Raw genomic sequence first — 22,823 nt, 5'->3', positions numbered from 1 at the left:
CGGTGGGGACGTGCGCAGTGGTCAACGGAGACTCCTTGCCGTGGTGCACTGGATCGGCCTACCAGTAGTTGGGCAGGTGGTAGCGGTCGCTGTTGGTGGCGTGCCATGCGTGGTTGCCGGACACCCAGTCGGACAGGCTCCGGGTGTAGCGCTCCACGAGGGGGGAGGTCCCGGCCAGCTCGGCCGCCTCCGTCTCGTACGCCTCCATGATCTGGTTGTGGATGTCGACGCTCTTCAGATAGGCGGCCTTCAGGCCGCGCCGGTCGTTGGCGGCCACCACCTGGGGCAGGTTCAGGTGGTCCGGATCGCTCGCCAGCTCCTTGGTGAAGGAGTACAGGTCGTTGACGATGGTGGTGGCGTTGCAGGCCAGGGCGGTGATCCGCTGGATCTCCGGACGGGCGTACACGGCCTCGGGCAGCTCGTAGCCGTCCACGGCGTCGACGATCGACAGGCAGGGGCGGAAGTTGTTGAACTGCCGCATGACCAGGTACTCCCAGACACGCGGCATGTGCCGTGCCTCCGCCCAGGACGCCTCGGCGAGATAGCCGAGGTGCAGCCGGGCCATGTCCTGGACGAACCGGTCGGCCTGGCTGGGGGTCGCCAGCGCCGCGTAGTCCTTCAGGGCCCAGTAGTACGAGCGCAGGGGCCCGTCGGCCTGCACGCCCTGGCGCCACTCCTCCTCCGTCTCCGGAGTTCCGTGGAACGGGTCCAGGGCCGACTGGGCGATGATCAGCCGGCCGCCCAGACCGCGGCGTGCGCCACCCTTGCCCTCGTCCTCCTCGCAGTAGCAGGTGTCGACGATGTTCTCGGCCAGCAGCAGTTTGCCCGCGGCGGTGAGGCGTTCGAGGTCGGCTGCCGCGGGGTGCTGCAGGACGACGGCCCGGCCGAACTGGAAGCCGGTGAAGTCGCCGGACCACTGCGCGGGGAACAGGTCCAGCCCGCGGGCCCAGTCCTCCAGTCTGCGGTCGATCTCCGCGGCCTTCTCCGGGTCGGCCGGGGCGGCCGGCCGGTACCTCAGCCCGGGGACGGCGCCGCCGCGCCGGGCCGGCCGGGTACGGGCGAGGCTCGGCGGGCCGGGCATCCGGAACGCGGCGGTGGTGGTGGCCGTACTGGATGTGCTCATGGTCCGTACTCCACTGGTCAGTCGGCGGTCCGGCCGAGCTGGACGTTCTCCAGGACACCGGCCGCGTCCGGCACGAGGACGGCCAGCGAGTAGTAGGCGGTGACGAGGTAGTTGGTGACGGCGGCCTGGTCGATGCCCATGAAGCGGACGTTCAGGCCGGGCTGGTGCTCCTCGGGAAGACCGGTCCGGTACAGGCCGACGACACCCTGGTCGTCCTCGCCGGTCCGCAGCGCGATGATGCTGCTGGTGTGCGTGTCGCTGACGGGGATCTTGCCGCACGGGAAGATCGGGACCCCGCGCCAGGCCGGGACCTGATGTCCGTCGACGTCTGCCGAGCCCGGTACCAGCCCGCGTTTGTTGCACTGCCGGAAGAAGGCGGCGATCGCCTTCGGGTGGGCCAGGAACAGCCGCGTCTTACGGCGCATGGACAGCAGCTCGTCCATGTCGTCGGGGGTGGGCGGGCCGGTGTGGGTACTGATGCGCTGTCCGTGGTCGGTGTTGTGCAGCAGCCCGAACTCCCGGTTGTTCACCAGCTCCCACTCCTGGCGCTCGCGGATCTCCTCCACGGTGAGCCGGAGTTGCTGCTGCGTCTGGTCCATCGGCCCGTTGTAGAGATCGGCGACCCGGGAGTGCACGCGCAGCACGCTCTGGGTCAGCGAGAGTTCGTACTCCCGCGGGGTGAGGTCGTAGTCGACGAATCCGCCGGGCAGCGTCGGTTCGCCGACATGTCCCGCCTGCACCGGTACGTCCGCCTCGCCCCGGCGGTTCATCGGCCGCCGCTGCCGCTCCGCGTACGCGGCCAGGTGCGCGGCCAGGGAGGGCGCGCGGTCGGTGACCTCCCGGATCGTGTCCCCGGGCAGTGCCAGTAGGACGCCCGCGGTCTCGGCCCGCACCGATGTCGGCCACCGCGGGTCGGGGCGGCCGATCGCCTCGTCCCCGATCTGGTCGCCGTCCGTGACGACACCGACGACCTCCTCCTCGTCGTACTTGCCGGGCGCGTAGCGGGCGAACCGCCCGTGGACGACGAGGTACGTCTCGGCGGCGGGCTGCCCCGCCTCGCAGAGGACCTGACCGGGCCGGACCTCCTGGACCCGGAAGCGTCCGGCGAGTTCCTTGAGCACCTCGGCATCGGAGTAGCCGCGCAGGACGGGCAGCTCGGTGAGGGTCTGCGGGATCACCTTGATGTCGTCCGCGCCGTTGTGCTCGAACTGGACGCGGCCACGGCCGGTACGGAGTCGCAGGCGCCGGTTGACCCGGTAGGTGCCGCCTTTGACGTCCACCCACGGCAGCATCTTCAGCAGCCATCGGGAGGTGATGGCCTGCATCTGGGGCCGGGTCTTGGTGGTGGTCGCCAGTTGGCGCGCGGCCCGGGTGCTGAGGCTGGTGAGCACGCCGTCCGCGGACGGGGCGGGAGCGCTGTCTTCGACTGCGGACCCGGGGACACGGTCGGGGACGCGGTCCGGTACGGCCACATTTCCTCCGGAGGTGAACAAGAGTGAGGCGAACGGCCGTTGGTGAACAAGGGGGGCCGTGTGCGGCAATAAGCGAAACAGGTGGAAGTGTGCCGCCGGTACGGCGTGAATGGGGGCGCCCTTGCGTCCGCGAGGCGTAAACATCCGGTGGTTGGCAAAAGGGGCGCAGGAGTGACGATGTGCGCCCCCGTGGAGGGCCGGGCGTCGTACCGGTCAGCGGCCCCGGGCCTGAAGTCCGGGGCCGCGTGAGCCGGTTGCGCCGTCCGTGGGTCAGTACTGGTGGCTCGGGAAGTCGAGGTACCCGGTGTCGCCACCCGTGTACCAGGTGTCCGGGTCGGTGTCGCGCAACGGCAGTCCGGCACGGAAGCGTTCCACCAGGTCGGGGTTGGCGAGATAGGGACGGCCGTAGCTGATCAGGTCCGCTCCGAGGCCGAGCCAGTGTTCGCCGCTCTCCTGGTCGCCCGGCCGCGGACCGATCTGACCGCCGGGGTTGAGGATGAACGCGTTCGGCCACGCCTTGCGCAGCGCGACGAGCAGCTCTTCCTCCGCCGTGGCCAGGAGATGTACGTAAGCGAGGCCGAGCGGGGCGAGGGCGTCGAACAGGGCGCCGTACAGTCGCGGAACGTCGTCCTCGGTCATGTCCCAGACGGTGCCGCCGGGGGAGAGGCGGATACCGACGCGGTCGGCGCCGATGGCGTCGGCGGCGGCCTCCGCGGCCTCGACGGCGAAACGGATGCGGCCGGTGACGGAACCGCCGTAGGCGTCGGTGCGCCGGTTCGCGTTCGAGGAGAGGAACTGCTGGATGAGATAGCCGTTCGCGCCGTGCAGCTCGACACCGTCGAAGCCGGCGTCGACCGCTCGCCGCGCCGCGTCGGCGAAGACCCGTACCTCGCCCTGGACCTCGGCCGTCGACAACGCGCGGGGGACGGGGGCGGGCAGCCGCCCCTTGGGGCCGGTGAACAGCTCGGCCTTCAGGGCGACCGCGGACGGTGCCACGGGGTGGTGCCCGACGACCTCCGGGTGCCCGACCCGGCCGCCGTGCATGAGCTGCGCGAAGATCCGGCCGCCGTTGGCGTGCACCGCCTGGGTCACGGGCTGCCAGGCGGCGACCTGTGCGTCGTTGTGGAGGCCGGGGGTGTACGGGTTGGACTGACCCTGCGCGCTGGGCTGCACACCTTCGCTGACGATCAGTCCGGCGGTCGCCCGCTGTGCGTAATAGGCCGCCGCCGTGCTGTTCGGTATGCCGTCGGCGGAGGCGCGGGCCCGCGTCATCGGGGCCATCACCAGACGGTTGGGCAGCCGGAGGGCGCCGAGCGGGAAACTGTCGAAGAAGCTGGTCACAGGGGTGTCCTTTGCTCTCACAGGGGGAATGGGGCGTGCGTTCGCCACGTTAAGAGCTGACGTTGACGTCAGAGGCAAGCTGTGTGAGCCGGAACACCTGGGGGACACGATGCGGATCGGTGAACTCGCCACGAAGACGGGCGTGAGCGTGCGCGCTCTGCGCTACTACGAGGAGCAGCAACTGCTCGCCTCGGAGCGCAGCCCCAGTGGTCAGCGGCTCTACCAGGATTCCGCGGTGGACCGCGTCCAACTGATCCGTCAGCTCTACGCCGCCGGGCTGCCCAGCAAGTCGATCCGGACGCTGCTGGCGTGCGAGAGCGGCGTCGCCACCCCGGAACTGCTCACCTGGTTCTCCGGCGAGCGGGACCGCATCGACCGGCAGATCGGTGGCCTGGTGCGATCCCGGGAGCGGCTCGACGGCCTTATCGCCACCGCCACCGCGGCGGTGCGTGCGGGGGGTGCCTGCCACCCGTCGTGAGTGCGGGGGAAGGGGAGGTTCGCCGGGCGACCGGAGCCGCCGCCGGAGGCGTGGGTGTGACGGGGGTCACGGCGCGGCCGGATCATGTTCGCGATAGCGTGAACATCGAGCGCGGGTGCCCCGTACGGACGCCCCGCGCGGACACCGGACCAGCCCGAGGCGGGGGACGATGGACAACGAACTCTTCGACTACAGCCCGATCGTCGAGCGGGAGCCGATCCACTGGCCGGGCGGCGCCCGCGTCGCCTTCTACGTGGGGCTGAACGTCGAGCACTACCGGATCGATCGCCCCTCCACCAGCATCTTCCCGGGTACCGCGGCCCTGGCGCCCGACCCGCTCAACTACGGCTGGCGCGACTACGGCCCCCGGGTGGGCATCTGGCGGCTGATCGAGAGCCTCGACCGGTACGGCCTGCGCGCCAGTGTGATGCTCAACTCCGACGTCACCCGCCATTACCCGCAGATCGTCGAGGCGGGCCGGGCGCGCGGCTGGACGTGGATCGCACACGGCCGGGACAACTCCACCTTCCAGGCCGACATGAGCGTCGAGGACGAGCGCGCCTACCTGACGGAGGTCGTGCACACCATCGAGAAGGCCACCGGCCGGCGCCCCCGCGGCTGGCTCGGCCCGGCGCTCACCGAGACCTTCCGTACACCGGGACTGCTCGCCGAACTCGGCCTGGACTACGTGCTCGACTGGGCCAACGACGACCAGCCGTACCGGCTGAACGTACCGGGCATGCTGAGCGTGCCGTACTCCATCGAGGTCAACGACATCAGCCTGTTCGTCGGCAAGAGCCTCAGCGGGCCGGACTTCGTCCGGATCGTCAAGGACCAGCTCGACCAGTTGTACGCCGACTCCGCGACGAGCGGCCGGGTCATGTCCCTGGTCCTGCACCCCTTCGTGATCAACCAGCCGTTCCGGCACAAGTACCTGGACCAGGCGCTCGAACACATCGCGAACCACCCCGGCGTGTGGCTGACGACCAGCGACGAGATCGCCGAGCACTACGCACGGACGACGGCCCGCGCGGGGGAGTGAGGGCGCTCGGGCCGGACTCCTGACGCGGCGGCTCAGTCCTCCCGCTGCCGCACGTCCTCGTACGGCAGCAGGTCGGGACGCTTCGGCGCGCGGCCGTCCCCGCTGGACCGGCCGGTCAGGCGCCGGCCGATCCACGGCACCAGATGCTGCCGCGCGAAGCGCACGTCCGAGGTGCGCCGGGCCGTCCACCCCGGCGGGACAAAGGCGGGCAGCGGCGCGTCCCAGTCGGACTCGGCGGGGAGGCCGAGCGCCTGCCAGACGGCCTCGGCCACCCGCTCGTGCCCCGCCGCGTTCAGATGGAGCCGGTCCTCGGCCCACATCCGGGGGTCGGCCAGCGCCCGGGAGGAGAAGAGGTCCACCACGATCGCGCCGTGCTGCACGGCCAGCGCGTCGATGTGGGCGAAGAGCTGTTCCATCCGGGGCCGGAACCGCTCCAGGACCGGCCCCTGCCGGCCGGGGCTGCGCATCAGGACGAGCTGTCCGCAGTCCTTGGCCAGCCGTCCCGCGGCCTCCTCCAGGAGGCCGCAGACCCGGTCCACGTCGCACTTGGGCCGCAGTACGTCGTTCAGCCCGCCCACCAGTGTGACCAGGTCGGCGCCGGTCGCGGCCGCCGGACCGGTCTGCTCGTCGAGGATCTGCCCCATCAGCTTGCCGCGCACCGCGAGGTTGGCGTAGCGGAAGCCGGGGGTACGGGCCGCGAGCCGGGCGGCCAGCAGATCCGCCCAGCCCCGGTACGAGCCGTCCGGCAGGGCGTCGGACATGCCCTCGGTGAAGCTGTCGCCCACCGCGACGAAACTGGTGTAGGTGGCATTGATCTCCATGGCGGAGGAATCCTACCTCCGGGACGCCCCCGCGGCCGGTGCGGTCTTCTGGGGCTGCTGCTGGAGCACCAGCTCGCGCAGCACGTCCTCCATCGTGACCAGGCCCGCCAGGCGGCCGTCGGTGCCGATGACCGCCGCCAGATGCGTACGGGAGGCGCGCATCGCCGACAGTACGTCGTCCAGGGGCGTCCCGGCCCGTACCCGGGCGATCGGCCGCAGCGCGGAGAGCGGGAACGGCAGGTCCCGCGGCGAGGCGTCCAGCGCGTCCTTGACGTGCAGGTAGCCCAGGATGCGCCGGGTGCTGTCGACGACCGGGAAGCGCGAGAAACCGGACGTCGCGGTCAGCTCCTCCACGCCTTCCGGCGTGATGCCCAGCCGGGCCGTGACGACCTTCTCCACCGGCACCACCACGTCGGCGACCGGACGGCGGCCCAGCTCCAGGGCGTCCCGCAGGCGCTCCTTCGCCCGGTCGTCCAGCAGCCCGGCGGCCTGCGAGTCCTCGACCATCTTCGCGAGCTGGTCGTCCGAGAACGTCGCGGCCACCTCGCCCTTCGCCTCCACCCGCAGCAGGCGCAGCAGCGTGTTGGCGAACGTGTTGATCGCGAAGATCACCGGCCGCAGCGCGCGGGTCAGCGCGACCAGCGGCGGCCCCAGCAGCAGCGCGGTACGCACCGGCTCGGCCAGTGCCACGTTCTTCGGCACCATCTCGCCGAAGAGCATGTGCAGATACGTCGCCACGGCCAGCGCGAGCACGAAGGAGACGGGGTGGACCAGGGCGTCCGGCATGCCGACCGCGTCGAAGACCGGTTCCAGGAGGTGGGCGATGGCGGGCTCGGCGACGGCACCGAGCACCAGGGTGCACAGGGTGATGCCCAGTTGCGCGGCCGCCATCACGCCGGAGACGTGCTGGAGCCCCCACAGGACCCGGTCCGCCCGGCGGTCGCCGTCCTCGGCGTACGGCTCGATCTGGCTGCGGCGCACCGAGATCATCGCGAATTCGGCGCCCACGAAGAACGCGTTGACGACCAGCGTGAGCAGGCCGATGAACAACTGGAGCGCGGTCATCGGGTCTCCTCCCCGTTCTCGTCGTCATCGCTGTCCGGCAGTGGCGCGTGCAGCAGTACCAGCGCCGCGCGGTGGCCGGAGGCGTCCAGGACGTCCATCCGCCAGCCCGCGGCCTCCAGGCTGTCCCCGGCGGCCGGGATCCGGCCCAGCTCGGTGGCGATCAGGCCGGCCAGGGTCTCGTACGGGCCCTCCGGCAGCTTCAGGCCGATCTGCTCAAGCTGGTCGGTGCGGACCGCGCCGTCCGCCTCGTAGCGGGCCCGGCCGTCCGCGTCCTCACCCGCCGGGGCCAGGTCCGGTGTCTCCATCGGGTCGTGCTCGTCGCGTACCTCGCCGACGACCTCCTCGACGATGTCTTCCAGGGTGACGACGCCCGCCGTACCGCCGTACTCGTCGATGACCACGGCCATCGTCTGCCGGCCGGACAGCCGGTCCAGGAGCCGGTCGACGGTCAGCGTCTCCGGTACGAGCAGCGGCTCGCGCAGCAGCTCGGCGACCGGGTGGCGGAAGCGCCGCTCGGCGGGCAGGGCCAGCACGTCCTTGATGTGCGCGACGCCCACCACGGTGTCCAGGCTGCCGCGGTAGACGGGGAAGCGGGACAGGCCGGTGGCGCGCGTCGCGACGGCCACGTCCTCGGCCGTGGACTGCACGTCCAGGGCGGTGACCTGCACGCGCGGTGTCATCACGTTCTCCGCGGTCAGGTCGGCCAGGGCGAGGGTGCGGACGAACAGCTCGGCGGTGTCCGGCTCCAGGGCGCCTTCCCTGGCGGAGTGCCTGGCCAGCGCGACCAGTTCCTGCGGGCCGCGGGCGGAGGCCAGTTCCTCGGCGGGCTCCATGCCCATCCGGCGGATCATCCGGTTCGCGGTGTTGTTCAGGTGCCCGATGAGCGGCTTGAAGGCGGCGCTGAAGCCGCGCTGGGCGGTGGCGACCCGGCGGGCGACGGGCAGCGGGCTGGAGATGGCCCAGTTCTTGGGCACCAGCTCGCCGATGACCATCAGGAGGACCGTGGAGACGGCCGTACCGAGGACCAGGGCCACGGAGTCACCGGCGGCGGGCGGCAGACCGAGGGCGTCGAGCGGGCCGGCCAGCAGGGCGGCGATCGACGGTTTGGCGAGCATGCCGATGACCAGACCGGTCACGGTGATGCCGAGCTGGGCGCCGGACAGCTGGAACGTCAGGCTGCGGACGGCCGCGAGCGCGCTGTCCGCGCCGCGTTCGCCGCGCTCCGCGGCGCGTTCGAGGTCGCTGCGCTCGACGGTCGTCAGCGAGAACTCGGCCGCGACGAAGACGCCGCAGGCCAGGGTCAGGAGCAGGGCCACGGCCAGGAGGAGCAGCTCGGTCATCGGGTCACCTCCGTCCCATGATCGAACAGGACCGGGAGGTTCGCGCCTCGGACGCGGACGGAATGACAACTGGGAGGCTCGCCCATGGCTGGACGCTCACTCCTTTCATCGGGAAACGGGAAGCATCCATGGTAAAGGATGCGCAAAACAGGTGGCGGACTCCGGCGCGGAGGGGGCGGAGCCGGGGGTGACGGGGCGGATCAGGGCCGTGCCAGCGGCTTCACCCAGCGTCGCCAGTGGTCCTCGCGCCGGTAGCCGGCGGCCGACCACGCTCGCTGGGCCCGCTCGTTCGATTCCAGGACCATGGCGTCCCCGCGCCTGCCCCGCACCGCCAGGAAACGCCGCTCGGCCGCTTCGAGCAACGCCGTCGCGACCCCCTGCCGACGGTACGGGGGCAGCACCGCGAGCCGGTACAGCGAACACCGCCAGCCGTCGTACCCGGCGATGACGGAGCCCACCAGGGTGCCGCCGGACTCCGCGAGGATCAGGGCCTGCGGGTCCCGCCCGATCAGCCGGGTCACCCCGTCCACGTCGTCCGTGACGGAGGTGCCCTCCGCGGCCTCGCGCCAGAAGGCGAGCACGGCCTCCGCGTCCTCGGGTACGGCCGTCCGGAGCTGTAGATCGATCATGTGCGTGAGCCAAGCACGGAACAGCGGGACGCCGCCATCGGCTTCCGGACTCCGAGACGCCGTACCCGTACGGACCGGAGGCCGCGCGTCCCGGTCCGTACGGCGGGCCGCGGCCGTACCGACGGCTCTCACCGGCCGCGCTGACTGCCCTTCAGTTCCTCGATGACCGGCGCGAACGCCTCCATGGAGGGATCCAGCACGGTGATGTACGAGAAGCCGTAGCGCTCACGGTGCTCGCGGAGCTGTTCGGCCATCTGCGCGGCCGTGCCGAACAGGAACGTCGGGATCCGCAGCGCCTGTTCCTCGTCCACACCGATGCCGTGCGCGGCGATCTCGCGTGCGGAGGCGCGCCGGTCGCCGGTGACCGTGACCCGCTGGACCAGGATGTTCAGTTCGGCCGGTGCCGGACGGTCCGCGGCGGCCTGGTGGTACACGGTGAGCGCGGCGTCGAGCCCGTCCGGCGTCAGGAGTTCGAGGGTGCCCTCCGGTTTGCCGGGTGCGGCCCGGCCGCCGGTGAAGGCCGCGATGTCGGCGTGCCGGGCGGCGAGGCGCAGCACGCGCGGGCCGTTGCCACCGATCAGCAGGGGTGGCCGGGGCCGCTGGGCCGTCTTCGGCGCGTGCTCGGGGTCGCCCAGCAGCCGGTCCAACTCCTCGACCGTACGGACGAGGTGGTCCACCCGCTCGCCGGGGGTGCCCCAGGGCAGGCCCGCCTGGTCGTGCTCGGCACGTACGTAGCCGGTTCCCAGGCCCAGTTCGAGTCGGCCGTCGGTGAGCAGATCGGTGGTGGCCACCTCGCGGGCGAGCAGGGCCGGGTTCCAGAAGCCCGCGTTGAGGACGAAGGTGCCCAGGCGAGGGCGCTCGGTGGCCTCGGCGGCGGCGACCAGTGCGGGAAAGGGCGCGGGCCGGTCCAGGTGGTCCGGTACGAGCAGCACGTCGTAGCCGAGGTTCTCGGCCCGGCGGCACTTCTGCCGCCAGGCGGGCCCCGACTCGATGGTGAGCATGTTGACGCCGAAGCGGAACGGGCGTGGCACGGGGCCCCCTCGGGATGCGGGATGCGGGATGTGGGGAGCGGGACGGAGCCGGACGGAGTGCGGGCGCGGCCGGTCACTCATGGGCGATGGCGGCCAGTACGTCGAGCCGGGACGCGCGGAGCGCGGGCAGCAGGGCGGCCAGCAGCCCGACCAGGACGGACCCGACCACCACTGCGGCCACCGTGGACCACGGCACCGCGAACGCCGTCAGCCCCTCCAGCGCCAGCACCCGCTGCGTGGCGACACCCCAGACCAGCCCGAGGCCGAGCCCGAGGACCGCGCCGAACAGGGCGATCACCACCGACTCCAGCCGGATCATCCGGCGCAACTGCTTCCGGGACAGGCCGACGGCGCGCAGCAGCCCGATCTCACGGGTGCGCTCCACGACAGCCAGCGCCAGCGTGTTGACGACGCCCAGCACCGCGATCACGACGGCCAGCCCCAGCAGCCCGTACAGCAGGTTGAGCAGTCCCTGGATCTGACCACTGACCAGCTCCTTGTAGTCGGCTCGGTCGTGCACCTGGACCTGCGGGAACGGTTTGAGCGTCCGCTCCAGGGCAGCCCGCAGCCGCGTCGGGTCGGTGCCGCCCGCGGCGTTCACGTACAGGACGGAATTCTGCCCGCCCGGCTCGTACTTCTCCAGGGTGGCCGTCCCCATGAAGACACCGCCCCGGATGCCGGGCGCGGAACCGGAGTTCTCGGTCAGCGCACCGACCGTGAACCGGGCGGACTTCCCGGACGGCAGCACCGCGTCCAGCCGGCTGCCCACCCGCAGGCCGTGTTCCAGCGCGAAATCCGCCTGGATGCCGACCCGTCCGGGCGCCAGCGCCGCCGCGGTGTTGCCCACCGTGTACGTCACCTTCGCCACGGCGTCGAAGTTCCGGTCGAAGGCCCCGGCCACCGTCGTGACCGACCGGCCGCCCGGCAGCCGCAGCTTCAGGGGGACGATCCGCTGGCGTACGACCGTGCCGGCTCCCGGGGCCGCGCGCACCCGGTCGGTGACCTCGTCGGAGAACGGCGCGAACGACGCGTTCTGCACGACGAAGTCGGCGCCCAGCGTCCGGTCGATCTGCCGGGCGATCGAAGCGGCCGCCGACGCCCCGGCGACCGACAGCCCGGCCACCAGCGCCAGCCCCACCATCAGGGCCGCCGCCGTCGCCCCCGTACGGCGGGGATTGCGCAGCGCGTTGCGGCGGCTCATCCGCCCCACCGCGCCGAACGCCGGCTCCAGGCCCCGCCCGAGCAGGCGGATCACCGGACGCACCAGCAACGGCCCCGCGATCACCCCGGCCACCAGCGTCAGCAGGACCCCGAGCGCCAGCAGCGACCCGGCCACCGCCGTACGGTCACTCAGCACACAGCCCGCCAGCGCGGCCAGCCCCGCCGCGCCCACCAGCGACCCGGCGGCTGCGCGCAGGCGCAACGGCCGTCCGGAGCCGGAGAGTTCCAGGTCGGCGAGGGCGGCCATCGGGGAGATCCGGCCCGCCCGCAGCGCGGGGAGCAGCGCCGCGACGAAGGTCACGCCCACCCCGACGGCGTACGCGACGACCACCGTCGGCCAGTCCAGCACCAGGTCGGCGGCGTCCAGCCGCAGCCCGAACCAGCCCATCGCGACGACCAGCAGGACCGCCAGACCGACGCCCGCCGCGAGCCCGGCCGTGGCACCGGTGACACCCAGCAGCAACGCCTCCAGCAGCACCGAGCGGCGCACTTGGCGGCGGTCGGCGCCGAGCGCCCGCAGCAGGCCCAGCTCCCGGGTGCGCTGCGCGATCAGCATCGAGAAGGTGTTGACGATCAGGAAGACGCCGACCAGGACGGCGACCCCCGCGAAGCTCACCATCATGTACTTCAGCACGCTGAGGAAGTCGCCCAACTGCTCGGCCTGCGTCTTCTTCTGCTCGGCCCGCGTCCGGATGTCGTACGCGGCGGCCTCGGCCCCCAGCGCGGCGCCGATCCGCCGTTCGAGCACGCGGTCCGGCACACCGGGCGCGGCGTCCACGGACACTCCGGTCGCCTGGTGCGTGCTGCCCAGCAGGCCGCGCTGGGCCGTCCGGGTCTCCAGGAAGACCAGGGAGGAGCCCGGGTTGGTGGTGGTGAAGGCGGCGATGCCGACGACCCGTACGGGGAAGGTGCCCGGCGGGGCGATGACGTGCAGCGTGTCACCGATCCGTACGCCTGCCCGGTCCGCGGTGTCCTGGTCGACCATCGCTTCGCCCGGGCCGCGCGGCGGGCGGCCCTCGGCCACCCGTACCGGACTGTGCTCGCCCGGGGCCCAGTTGGTGGCGGTGGACGGCGCGTTCCGGGTCGGCCCCACCGGTGTGCTGCGGGCGTCGGTGACGGTGACCCGGTCCACCTGTACGTCGAGCTGTGCGTCCGCCACTCCCCGCACCCCGGCGACCCGGTTCCGCAGGGCGGCCGGCACGGTCGGGGTCGCGGCCGAACCGATGCCGCCCGGTGCGTCGAAGTCCTGCCGCGGCGTGATCTGGACGTCCGAGGCGGTCGAGGCGAAGAGCCGGTCGAAGGTGGCCCCGGTGGTGTCCGAGAAGATCAGGCTGCCCACCACGAACGCCACCGAGAGCACCACGGCGAGGGCGGAGAGCAGCAGCCGGCCCTTGTGCGCGAAGAAGCTCCGCAGCGTGGCCCGCAACACGGCGGGTCAGCCGTTCGGGAGCGGGCCGGAGCCGGAGCCGGGGCCGGGGCCGGGGGCCGGACCCGGGCCCGCCGCGAAGACCTGCATCCGCGCCAGCACGGACTCCGCGGTGGGTTGCGCCATCTCGTCCACGATCCGGCCGTCCGCCAGGTAGAGCGCGAGGTCGGCGTGGGCCGCCGCGTTCGGGTCGTGGGTCACCAGCACGACCGTCTGCCCGAGGTCGTCCACCGCCTCCCGCAGGGTCTGGAGCACCTCCCGCCCCGAGCGGGAGTCCAGGTTGCCGGTCGGCTCGTCCGCGAAGATCAGCGCGGGGCGGGCGGCCAGGGCCCGGGCGCACGCCACCCGCTGCTGCTGCCCGCCGGAGAGCTGGGAGGGCCGGTGCCGCAGGCGGTCACCGAGCCGGAGGGTGCTGATCACCTCGCGCAGCCACTCCCGGTCCGGCTTGCGGCCCGCGATGTCCATCGGCAGGGTGATGTTCTCCTCGGCCGTCAGGGTGGGCAGCAGGTTGAACGACTGGAACACGAAGCCGACATGGTCCCTGCGCAGCCGCGTCAACTGCCGGTCGTCCAGGCCGGTGATCTCCCGGCCGCCCAGCCACACCCGGCCCGAGGACACCGTGTCCAGCCCTGCCAGGCAGTGCATCAGGGTGGACTTCCCCGAGCCGGAGGGCCCCATCACCGCCGTGAACCGCCCCCGCCCGATCGACACGTCGACGCCGTCCAGCGCCACGACCTGGGCCTCGCCCGTCCCGTACGTCTTGACCAGCGACACCGCCCGCGCGGCCGCCTCGCCGCCGCCCGCGGCACCCTCCGCCGTACCCGGGACCGGTGTGAACACGTCAGCCTCCCGCCGTCGGCCCCGTGCCGTACGGGGCGGCAACTCCCCCATGGCCCACGACAGTAGGACAGCTTGCCTCGTCCTGGCATCCCCCGTGGGGCCGCTTCCGGACGCCGCTGCCCGGGCCGGGAACCGGCGGACGGGTCGACGGTCAGCGGGCGGGCGGGGTGGACGGTGCCGGACGGTGGAACTTCACCTCCGGGTTGTCCGTCGTGGGGCCTTGGAGGAGGCGCTGCGGTATGTGCCGCAGATGCCGGTCGAAGAACGCCGCCACGTAGGTGCGGGTGAGGGCGACCGAGCGCTGTCCGGACAGCGGGGGCTGTTGGGGCGTGGAGGCTGTGGGAGCCGTGGTGTCGGTCATGTCGGTGGTGTCCGTGGTGGGCGGGGTGAGCGCGTCGGTGATGACGGGGGCGTCACTGAAGGTGAGATGGTCGGCACCGGCCACGGTCAGCCAGCGCTTCCATCCGTCCAGACGGCTCCAGGCCTGGTCCCAGGTACGGTCCCGGCCGCCCGGCCGGTGCACCTCGTTGTCGGCACCGAGCATCAGGAAGGGGCGGGGACCGAGGCCGTCGGCGGGTACCGGGTCCTGGAACGCCCCGTCCATGTTGACGCCGGCCCGTATGCGGCTGTCGCGCGCCATGGCGGAGACGGCGCTCGCGCCGCCGAGCGAGTGTCCGGCCATGCCGATGTGCCGTGTGTCGATCAGGCGGGAGTAGCGCCAGGCGGAAGCGTGCCCGGTGAGCCGGTCCAGCACGAACGAGACGTCCTGGCCCCGGCCTGCCGCTGCCCGCCGGAAACCGTCCTCGGTGCCGTACACCTGCTCACAGGCGGCGCAGGTCAGTGTCCGGCCGCCGGGGAAGGCCGTGCCGGTGCTCTCGTAGGCGTGGTCGACCGTCGCGACGACGTAGCCCCGGGAGGCCAGATCCTCGGCGAGGCCGGTGAGGGAGTAACCGGGCGCGGAGAAGCCGGGCGAGACGATCAGCAGCGGGTACGTGCCGGACACGGGGCGGGCGTCCGTGCGGCTGTGTACGGCCGTGGCGCTCAAGGCTTCGGGAGTGAGCGCGTTCTCCCAGCCCTGGGCCTTGATCAGGTGCCGGCTCTCCTCGACGGTGGCGTACCGCGCGGACGTGCCCGTGCCGCGGCGCGCCGGGTAGTGGAGGCCGACCATCAGTTCGCGGGACGTCGCGGTGGGGACCCAGGGGTCGCGGCGGCTGTGGTCGGTGAGCGGCAGTGTGGCGCGGCCGACCGCGTACGGCCCGGTGGGGGCGGGCAGGCGCGGCCGGGTGGCGGCCTTCGGGGCCGTGACGTCCCTGGCGTCCCTGCTGCCCGTGGCGGACGGGGACGCGGCCCGGGACGTGTCCGCTGCCGCGGCGAGCGGCTGGGGGAGCAGGGGGAGGGCGATTAACAGGGACACGGCGGCGACTCCGGCCGCCCGGAAATGTCTGATCATGTGCCAGACGTTAGGGACCGGCACCGGCCCGGCGCGTCAGCCTCAGGTCTGGTCGTCAGCCGCCGTCCTCATCCTGTGGGCCCTCCTCGGCCGGTCGTGCCACGCCCAGCACCGTCCACGGCAGCGCGGGACCGGGGCCCAGGATGCGGCTGCGGCGGTAGGTGCTGACGGTGAAGCCGGCGGCGCGCAGTTCGGCCAGCGGGTCGCGGGCCAGGTGGCAGTTGCCCATCAGCAGGGGCCAGACCGTACGGTCCAGGGCGCGCTGCACGGTGGCGGGGCCGTGGCGCAGGGAGCGTCCGTGTTCGAAGAACCGCAGTTCGCCGCCCGGCCGCAGCACCCGCCGCAGTTCCGACAGGGAGCGCTGCACGTCACGGACCGAGCAGAGGACCAGCGACAGCACCGCGGCGTCGAAGGCTTCGCTCTTGACCGGCAGGGCCTCCGCCGTGGCGGGCACGACGTCCACCGGGATGCCGGCCCGGGCCGCCTCGGTCAAGGCCCGCTGCCGCAGGGTGCGTTCGGGCTCGACGGCCACGACCTCCGCGACGGTCCGGGGATAGTGGGCGAAGTTCGCGCCGGTACCGGCACCGATCTCGATCACCCGGCCCGAGAGTCCGGCCAGCATGTCGCGCCGCAGGCCCGTGAGCCCCGTGCGGTGGTCCGCGATCCGCGCGTACCACCGGGCGAAGACCGGATGGTGCACGACTCCCCGCTCGACCCTCGTGCGCTGTGACATGGCTGGATCCCTTCGCCGTACGACGTCCGCCGGTTCGAGTGTCCGCCGTGCCGCGCCGGGACACCACTGTCAAAGCGCGGCGGTGCCGCCCAGGGCGGGAGCCAGCCAGCCCGGAGCCTGCGCGCGGAACCGCTCCGGCGGCAGGCTCCCGGCGCCCTCCGGCACGCGGCCCAGCAGCGGCGCGCCGGCCGCCCGAGGGAAGTCGTCGAGGTTGCAGCGGGCGGCGAGTCCGGGAGCCGAGGGCCAACTGCCCACCACCACCCCGGGGGAGTCGATCCCGTGGGTGCGCAGGGCCAGCGCGGTGAGCGCCACCGCGTTGAGCGCCCCCAGGCCCGCCTGGGCCACCACCAGTACGGGCGCTCCGGCCAGGCGCGCCGCGTCGGCGAGCGTCGCGCCCCGCTCGTCGAACCGTACGAGCAGGCCGCCCGCGCCCTCGACCAGGACGAGGTCGTGCGAGGCCGCCAACTCGGCCGCCTTCTCCGCGATCTCCTCGGGCCGTACGGGCGGCAGGCCGGCGCGGCGCGCGGCGGTCTCGGGAGCCAGCGGCTCGGGGTAGCGCGCCAGTTCGGCGGTGGTGACCCGGGGGCCCGCGAGCCGGGTGACTTCCGCCGCGTCGCCCGGTTCGTTGGTGCTGACTCCGGTCTGCGCCGGTTTGAGCACCGCGACGCTCCGGCCCTGGGCGAGCGCCGTCGCGGCGAGGGCCGCCGTGGTCACGGTCTTGCCGATCTCTGTGCACGTTCCGGTCACGAACAGCACCGACACGTCGGGTTCTCCTGTCGTAGAGCATGGTTGCCATCCCGGGGGGCTCCGCGTACGGAGCCCCCCGGGGCCTGAGGGATACGGGGCCGAGCCGGGGCCGCTCAGCCTTCGCGCGCCACCGCGCGCATCGCGGCGCAGATCCGTGCCACGTCCTCGTCCCCGGTGATGTACGGCGGCATCGCGTACACGAGGTCGCGGAACGGGCGCAGCCACACGCCCTCCCGTACGGCCGCGCGTGTGGCGGCCGCCATGTCCACCTCACGGTCGAGCTGAAGGACACCGATCGCGCCCAGGACCCGTACGTCCCGCACCCCTTCGACGGCGGTGGCGTCGGCGAGGCCGTCCCGCAGTCCGGCCTCGATCCGCTTGACCTCCTGTGCCCAGTCCTGGGACAGCAGCAGGTCCAGCGAGGCGTTGGCGACAGCGGCGGCCAGCGGATTGCCCATGAAGGTCGGCCCGTGCGCGAGCACCGGCACCTCGCCCCGGGAGATCCCGTCCGCCACGGCCGGCGTGCACAAGGTCGCCGCCATGGTCATGTACCCGCCGGTCAGGGCCTTGCCGACGCACATCACATCCGGTGTGACGCCCGCGTGCCCGGCGGCGAACAGTGATCCCGTACGGCCGAAGCCGGTGGCGATCTCGTCGAAGACCAGCAGGACGCCGTGCTCGTCGCACGCCTCGCGGAGCACCCGCAGGTAGCCGGGGGAGTGGAAGACCATGCCGCCCGCTCCCTGGACCACCGGCTCCACGACGACCGCCGCCAGTTCGCCGGCGTGCCGTGCGACCAGCTCGCGCAGGTGCGTCTCGTACGCGGGGTCCGGCGGGGCGTCGAACCCCGGAGGCGGCGCGTCCGCGAACAACTGCCGGGGCAGGGCACCCTGCCAGAGCTCGTGCATCCCGCCGTCCGGGTCGCACACCGACATCGGCTGCCAGGTGTCGCCGTGGTAGCCGCCGCGCCAGGTCATCAGCCGCTGTTTGCGCGGTTTTCCGACCGAGCGCCAGTACTGGAGGCACATCTTCACGGCGACCTCGACCGACACCGAGCCGGAGTCGGCGAGGAAGACGTGCTCCAGGCCGTCCGGGGTGATCTCCGCCAGCCGGGCGGCGAGCCGGACGGCCGGCTCGTGGGTGAGCCCGCCGAACATCACATGGCTCATCCGGTCCAACTGGCCGCGGGCGGCCTCGTTGAGCACGGGGTGGTGATAACCGTGCACCGCCGACCACCAGGACGACATTCCGTCGACCAATTCGGTCCGGCCTTCGACCGGTTCGGCCAGCCGCAGTCGTACGCCGGATGCCGACGCGACGACCAGCGGATCGTCCCGGCCGGGCATCGGGCCGTACGGGTGCCAGACGTGCTGCCGGTCGAGGGCCAGCAGTTCGGGGACGGAGAGCTGCGCGGCCTCAGGCATTCGGCGGCAGCTCCGTACCCGCGCCGCGACGGCGTACGGAGACCAGGTCCGTACGGGCCTCACCGGCCGGGGCGGCAGCCGTGGCGGGAGCGGCGGAGGGGACGCCGGCCGGTGCCTCCTCGGTCCGTGCCTCTACGGCCTGTGCCCCTTCGGCCCGCGCCTCTTCGGGCTGCGACGGGGCGGTCCCGGCGTCCGCACCGGCCCGCTCGGCCGGTTCCGCCGCCGCGTCGCCGTCCCCGCACGGCCCGCAGCCGCCCCCTCCGTGGCCGCCGCAACCGCCGCCCGTGAGCGCCCCCGCGCGGTGCTCCGGCAGCGTGGTGGTGTCCGTACCCTCCACCTCGAAGCCCGCGTCGGCGATCATCGCCAGGTCGTCCTTGCCCGCCTGGCCCTCGCTGGTCAGATAGTCACCGAGGAAGATGGAGTTGGCCAGGTGCAGCGCCAGCGGCTGCATCGACCGCAGGTGCACCTCGCGCCCGCCGGCCAGCCGTACCTCCACGTCCGGGCAGACGAAGCGGACCATCGCCAGGATGCGCAGCGCGCGCTGGGGCGTGAGGTTCCACTCCTTGGCCAGTGGGGTGCCCTCGAAGGGGATCAGGAAGTTCACCGGCACCGAGTCGGGGTCCAGCGCGCGCAGCGCGAAGACCACGTCGACCAGGTCCGCGTCGCTCTCGCCCATGCCCGCGATCAGACCGGAGCAGGCGGACAGCCCCGCCGCCTGTGCCTGTTGGACCGTTTCGACCCGGTCGGCGTAGGTGTGGGTGGTGGTGATGTCCCCGTAGGTGGCCTCGGAGGTGTTGAGGTTGTGGTTGTAGGCGTCCGCGCCCGCGGCCCGCAGCCGGGCCGCCTGGCCGTCCGAGAGCAGGCCGAGGCACGCGCACACCTCGACGCCCTCGTTCTGCTTCTTGATGGCGGCGATGGTCTGCGACACCCGGTCCACGTCCCGGTCCGTCGGCCCGCGGCCGCTGGCCACGATGCAGACCCGCTTGGCGCCGCCGGCCACCCCGGCCGCGGCCGCCTCGGACGCCTGTTCCGGCTTGAGCCAGGTGTACTTGAGGATCTCGGCCTTGGAACCGAGCCGCTGGGAACAGTACGAGCAGTCCTCGGGGCACAGCCCCGACTTCAGGTTGACCAGATAGTTCAGCTTCACCCGCCGCCCGAACCACCGGCGGCGTACCTTTCCGGCCGCGGCCACCACGTCGAGCAGGTCGTCGTCGGACGTCGCCAGCACGGCGAGCGCCTCTTCGCGGGTCGGCGTTTCGCGCCGCAGCCCCTTGTCCACCAGCGTTGTCAGCAGATCCATGGCGACGATCCTGGCGTACGCCCACGGCCCGCGACCATGGAGGAACCCAACAAGGGCGCCGATCCGGGGTGTGTGCATGGCCACACCGTAGGACGGTGTAACGACCGCTAACGTCTATCGACAGCCCACAAACACCAAGGAAGCTGATGCATCAGGACGACCCCGCGCCGCCCCTGCTCCGCGACGTGCCGGCGCCGCCCCACGACGGGCCCGCCGGGACACCCGCACCGGGGCGCGGCTCCGGGCCGGGCGCCGACGCGCGCACCGCCGCTTTCGGCTGGATCGATGCGGCCCGCGAACAGCGCCGCCGGGCGGGACTCGTCCGTACGCTGCGGCCCCGGCCCGTCGAGTCGCCGCTGCTGGACCTGGCGAGCAACGACTACCTCGGCCTGGCCCGGCACCCCGAGGTCACCCGCGGTGCCGCGCAGGCCGCGCACCGCTGGGGCGCCGGCGCCACCGGTTCCCGGCTGGTGTCCGGCAGCACCGAGCTGCACGCCCGGCTGGAGGCCGAACTCGCCGAGTTCTGCGGCTTCGAGGCCGCCCTGGTGCTGTCCTCCGGCTACGCGGCCAACCTCGCCGCCGTCACCGCGCTCGGCGGCCCGGGCGGCCTGATCGTCTCGGACGCGGGCAACCACGCGTCGCTCATCGACGGCTGCCGGCTCGCCAGGGCCAGGACCGTCGTGGTCCCGCACTCCGAACCGGACGCGGTACGCAAGTCCCTGGACGGGCACGCCGGCCCGGCGCTCGCCGTCACCGACTCCGTCTTCTCCGTGGACGGTGACGCCGCGCCCCTGCGGTCCCTCGCCGACGCCTGCCGTGCGCACGGCGCGGCCCTGCTCGTCGACGACGCGCACGGGCTGGGCGTCCTCGGCGACGGAGGGCGCGGCGCGGTGCACGCGGCCGGGCTGGCCGGGGACCCGGACGTGGTCGCCACCGCCACCCTGTCGAAGTCGCTCGGCAGCCAGGGAGGTGTGGTCCTCGGCCCGGCCCGGGTGATCGAGCACCTGGTCAACACCGCACGGACGTTCATCTTCGACACCGGCCTCGCCCCGGCGGCGGCCGGCGGCGCCCGGACGGCGCTGCGCCTGCTGCGGCGCGAGCCGGAACGCGCCACCCAGGTCCGCGCGGTGGCGGCGGAACTGCACCAGCGGCTCAGCGCCGCGGGGCTGACGGTCGTCCGCCCGGACGCCGCGGTGGTGTCCGTACGGGCGCCCTCGCCGGAACTGGCCGTCCGGTGGGCCGCCGACTGCCGGGACGCGGGCCTCGTGGTCGGCTGCTTCCGGCCGCCGTCCGTACCCGACGGCATCTCCCGGCTGCGCCTGACCGCCCGCGCCGACCTGTCCCCCCGGCAGGCGAGGGAAGCGGTCCGGACCGTCGTACGGACGGCGCCGGCCACCGGCTAGGGTCGGTCACCGGCTGGGGCGGGTCATTCGGGTCCGGCTCGTCCGACCTTGGCGAAGCCGCTGTCGGCCAGTCCGTCGACGAAGGACCTCCAGGCCGCCGTGGTGAACAGCAGCGCCGGGCCCGCGGTGTTCTTGGAGTCGCGTACGGCGAGCAGGCCGGAGCCGACGCGTGCCGTTTCGACGCAGTTGTTCATCGCGGTGCTGTGGCTGCTGCGTCGCCATAGCGCGCCGCGCGGCACGGTGCGGACCGGGTCGTGCCCGGGTGGAAGTGACATGGTGCCTCCTCAGACGCCGGAGCCGGCCCATGAGGTCTCGGCGATCCGGGCGATGAATTGCGCTGACTTGTCGCACGAGAGGGCGCGCCCCCGCAGCATGTCGAACGCATCGCTGTACGCCCTGAGGTCTGCTTTCTGCTCCAAGTAGAGGCTACTCGTCAAATGGTCGAGAACAACCACATCTAAGTCAGAAGTGAGCGGAAATGAGAAGATAACGAAAGGGCCGGTGATGCCGATGTGCACACCGGATGCGAAGGGCAGTACCTGGAGTCGCACATGCGGCAATTGCCCCACGTCCAGAATGTGCCGGAGCTGCGCGGCCATCACCCCGGGCGGGCCGACCTCCCGGCGCAGTACCGCCTCGTCCAGCACCGCGCACAACTCCAGCGGCCGCTCACCGCGCAGCACCTCCTGGCGGGCGACGCGCACCTCCACCAGCTCCTCGACCTGCTGCGCCGGCAGGTCCGACAGCGTGGCGCGGGTCACCGCCCGCGCATAATCCGGCGTCTGCAGCAGGCCCGGCACCACCGTCGTCTCCAGCGTGCGCGCCCGGGACGCCCCGTACTCCAGACTGATGAAGTCCCGGTACTCCGGCGGCAGCAGGTCGCGATAGGTGTGCCACCAGCCGTGCCGCCCGCTGTCGCCGTCGCCGTCCTGTCCGCCGTTCCCGCACAGCGCCGCCAGCAGCGCGCGCAGCTCGGTGTCCCGCACGCCGTACGCGTCCAGCAGCAGTTCGACGTCGGCCGGCCGGGCACCGCTGCGCCCGGTCTCGATGCGGCTGACCTTGGACTGGTGCCAGCCGACCAGCCGCGCCGCCTCGCCGCTGGTGAATCCGGCCAGTGTCCGCTGACGCCGCAATTCCGCGCCCAGCTTGCGGCGGCGCACCGCGGGCCCGTACCGCATACCGCTCCCTCCGTACTTCTCCCCGGGTGCGCCGCGGATGCGCCCGCTCCCAGATGGCCGGTTCCGATCCGACAGTGTGCCGCGCAAATACGGTCTCGCGTAGCAGAGTTCACCGCTTCGGGCGACAGATATATGCACTTCTTGGTGGATGACGCGTCACCGTCGCAGCAAGAGTGGCAGGCTGGCGCAGAGCAGCAGTCCGAGGCCGGAGCCGAAGGGACCGGAAAGGGCCCGGGAGGCCGCACGCGATGGCGGCTTCCTCCGGCGGCGGGCCGGAGTCGAGCCTCGGTGGGAAAGGGACGGCGTCGCGATGGCAGACCACCAGGAATCCTCACTCACTCTGCCCAGCGCACCGGTGTCGGTGGCGGAGGCCCGCAGGTACGTCATGGACGTCCTGGCCGAATGGGGCCTGCCGGACGGGACGGAGCCGGCCGACACCGTACGGCTGATCGTCTCCGAACTCGCCACCAACGCCGTGCAGCACACGTTCGGGCAGTCACCGGCCTTCACCGTCGACGTCCGGCTGGACCGCGACGAGCGGCTGTGGATCGGCGTCACCGACGATCATCCGCGCTGGCCGAAACGGCTGCCGGCCGCCGTGCAGCAGGACAACGGCCGGGGCATGGTGATCGTCCGCTTCCTCGCCGCCGAGTCCGGTGGGCAGGTGACGGTCGAACCCACCGCGGCCGGGGGGAAGACCGTTTGGCTCACGTTGCCGTGGAAGCCGTTCCTGCCCTGAAGAAGGAATCGGTCGGCGTC

At 72.7% G+C, this 22,823-nt stretch carries 21 protein-coding genes; 4 read left to right on the top strand and 17 right to left on the bottom strand.

The features are described 5' to 3' along the window. Positions 1 to 58 precede the first annotated feature (58 nt). From AB0A97_RS36575 to AB0A97_RS36565, 3 genes are all read right to left on the bottom strand, one after another. Entirely contained in the window at positions 59 to 1,123 is a 1,065-nt protein-coding gene (locus AB0A97_RS36575; protein ID WP_361158731.1) for a family 2 encapsulin nanocompartment cargo protein terpene cyclase, read from the bottom strand. Positions 1,124 to 1,140: 17 nt separating this feature from the next. Further along, entirely contained in the window at positions 1,141 to 2,595 is a 1,455-nt protein-coding gene (locus tag AB0A97_RS36570) for a family 2B encapsulin nanocompartment shell protein (protein ID WP_361158728.1), read from the bottom strand. Positions 2,596 to 2,865: 270 nt separating this feature from the next. Further along, entirely contained in the window at positions 2,866 to 3,936 is a 1,071-nt protein-coding gene (locus AB0A97_RS36565) for an alkene reductase (protein ID WP_361158725.1), read from the bottom strand. A gap of 109 nt (positions 3,937 to 4,045) precedes the next feature. On the opposite strand from AB0A97_RS36565, the gene AB0A97_RS36560 reads away from it, so the two are divergent. Together AB0A97_RS36560 and AB0A97_RS36555 are read left to right on the top strand one after the other, a co-directional pair. Continuing rightward, the gene (locus tag AB0A97_RS36560; protein WP_361158722.1) at positions 4,046 to 4,414 is read left to right on the top strand and encodes a MerR family transcriptional regulator; all 369 of its coding nucleotides are present in this window, start codon (positions 4,046 to 4,048) and stop codon (positions 4,412 to 4,414) included. A 169-nt stretch (positions 4,415 to 4,583) separates the two neighbouring features. After that, positions 4,584 to 5,456, top strand: a complete 873-nt coding sequence (locus tag AB0A97_RS36555; protein ID WP_361158719.1) for a polysaccharide deacetylase family protein — start codon at positions 4,584 to 4,586, stop codon at positions 5,454 to 5,456. 32 nt (positions 5,457 to 5,488) lie between these two features. On the opposite strand, the gene AB0A97_RS36550 is transcribed toward AB0A97_RS36555, so the two are convergent. The 12 genes from AB0A97_RS36550 to bioB form a co-directional block, all read right to left on the bottom strand. Then, complete coding sequence (locus tag AB0A97_RS36550) at positions 5,489 to 6,277, bottom strand: SGNH/GDSL hydrolase family protein (RefSeq protein WP_361158716.1); 789 nt, start codon at positions 6,275 to 6,277, stop codon at positions 5,489 to 5,491. A 12-nt stretch (positions 6,278 to 6,289) separates the two neighbouring features. After that, complete coding sequence (locus AB0A97_RS36545) at positions 6,290 to 7,342, bottom strand: hemolysin family protein (protein WP_361158714.1); 1,053 nt, start codon at positions 7,340 to 7,342, stop codon at positions 6,290 to 6,292. Next, a complete protein-coding gene (locus tag AB0A97_RS36540; RefSeq protein WP_361158712.1) occupies positions 7,339 to 8,682 on the bottom strand; it encodes a hemolysin family protein in 1,344 nt (447 codons plus the stop codon). Before AB0A97_RS36540 ends, AB0A97_RS36545 begins: the two co-directional genes overlap by 4 nt. A 200-nt stretch (positions 8,683 to 8,882) precedes the next feature. Next, the gene (locus AB0A97_RS36535; RefSeq protein ID WP_361158709.1) at positions 8,883 to 9,311 is read right to left on the bottom strand and encodes a GNAT family N-acetyltransferase; all 429 of its coding nucleotides are present in this window, start codon (positions 9,309 to 9,311) and stop codon (positions 8,883 to 8,885) included. A 128-nt stretch (positions 9,312 to 9,439) separates the two neighbouring features. Beyond that, complete coding sequence (locus AB0A97_RS36530) at positions 9,440 to 10,342, bottom strand: LLM class F420-dependent oxidoreductase (protein ID WP_361158707.1); 903 nt, start codon at positions 10,340 to 10,342, stop codon at positions 9,440 to 9,442. Between the two features lie 73 nt (positions 10,343 to 10,415). Continuing rightward, positions 10,416 to 12,992: an FtsX-like permease family protein gene (locus AB0A97_RS36525; RefSeq protein WP_361158704.1), complete on the bottom strand. Its 2,577-nt coding sequence runs from the start codon at positions 12,990 to 12,992 to the stop codon at positions 10,416 to 10,418. Positions 12,993 to 12,998: 6 nt separating this feature from the next. Next, a complete protein-coding gene (locus AB0A97_RS36520; RefSeq protein ID WP_361158702.1) occupies positions 12,999 to 13,829 on the bottom strand; it encodes an ABC transporter ATP-binding protein in 831 nt (276 codons plus the stop codon). A gap of 151 nt (positions 13,830 to 13,980) precedes the next feature. Beyond that, positions 13,981 to 15,279 carry an alpha/beta hydrolase gene (locus AB0A97_RS36515; RefSeq protein ID WP_361158699.1) on the bottom strand — a complete coding sequence of 433 codons (1,299 nt, stop codon included), beginning with the start codon at positions 15,277 to 15,279 and terminating at the stop codon, positions 13,981 to 13,983. Between the two features lie 55 nt (positions 15,280 to 15,334). Further along, positions 15,335 to 16,012: a class I SAM-dependent methyltransferase gene (locus AB0A97_RS36510; RefSeq protein ID WP_361158696.1), complete on the bottom strand. Its 678-nt coding sequence runs from the start codon at positions 16,010 to 16,012 to the stop codon at positions 15,335 to 15,337. A 69-nt stretch (positions 16,013 to 16,081) separates the two neighbouring features. Next, entirely contained in the window at positions 16,082 to 16,774 is a 693-nt protein-coding gene (bioD, locus tag AB0A97_RS36505) for a dethiobiotin synthase (RefSeq protein ID WP_361158693.1), read from the bottom strand. A 98-nt stretch (positions 16,775 to 16,872) separates the two neighbouring features. Then, a complete protein-coding gene (locus AB0A97_RS36500; RefSeq protein WP_361158690.1) occupies positions 16,873 to 18,183 on the bottom strand; it encodes an adenosylmethionine--8-amino-7-oxononanoate transaminase in 1,311 nt (436 codons plus the stop codon). Continuing rightward, on the bottom strand, positions 18,176 to 19,483 hold the full coding sequence (gene bioB / locus AB0A97_RS36495) for a biotin synthase BioB (RefSeq protein WP_361158687.1): 1,308 nt from the start codon (positions 19,481 to 19,483) through the stop codon (positions 18,176 to 18,178). The genes AB0A97_RS36500 and bioB overlap by 8 nt, the downstream gene beginning before the upstream one ends. 146 nt (positions 19,484 to 19,629) lie before the next feature. Here bioB and AB0A97_RS36490 point away from each other — a divergent pair, with 146 nt between their 5' ends. Further along, entirely contained in the window at positions 19,630 to 20,886 is a 1,257-nt protein-coding gene (locus AB0A97_RS36490) for an 8-amino-7-oxononanoate synthase (protein ID WP_361158683.1), read from the top strand. Positions 20,887 to 20,909: 23 nt separating this feature from the next. Here AB0A97_RS36490 and AB0A97_RS36485 read toward each other — a convergent pair whose 3' ends face one another. Next, positions 20,910 to 21,161, bottom strand: coding sequence for a DUF397 domain-containing protein (locus AB0A97_RS36485; RefSeq protein WP_361158680.1), 252 nt, complete (start codon positions 21,159 to 21,161; stop codon positions 20,910 to 20,912). Positions 21,162 to 21,170: 9 nt separating this feature from the next. Further along, a complete protein-coding gene (locus AB0A97_RS36480) occupies positions 21,171 to 22,064 on the bottom strand; it encodes a helix-turn-helix transcriptional regulator (RefSeq protein ID WP_361158677.1) in 894 nt (297 codons plus the stop codon). Between the two features lie 310 nt (positions 22,065 to 22,374). Here AB0A97_RS36480 and AB0A97_RS36475 point away from each other — a divergent pair, with 310 nt between their 5' ends. After that, positions 22,375 to 22,803, top strand: coding sequence for an ATP-binding protein (locus AB0A97_RS36475; protein WP_361158674.1), 429 nt, complete (start codon positions 22,375 to 22,377; stop codon positions 22,801 to 22,803). Positions 22,804 to 22,823 lie beyond the last annotated feature (20 nt).

The organism is Streptomyces sp. NPDC045470, from assembly GCF_040646595.1.
GTDB lineage: Bacteria > Actinomycetota > Actinomycetes > Streptomycetales > Streptomycetaceae > Streptomyces.
Note: the sequence above shows the minus strand (reverse complement) of the source record. Positions and strands in the feature narration are given on the sequence as shown.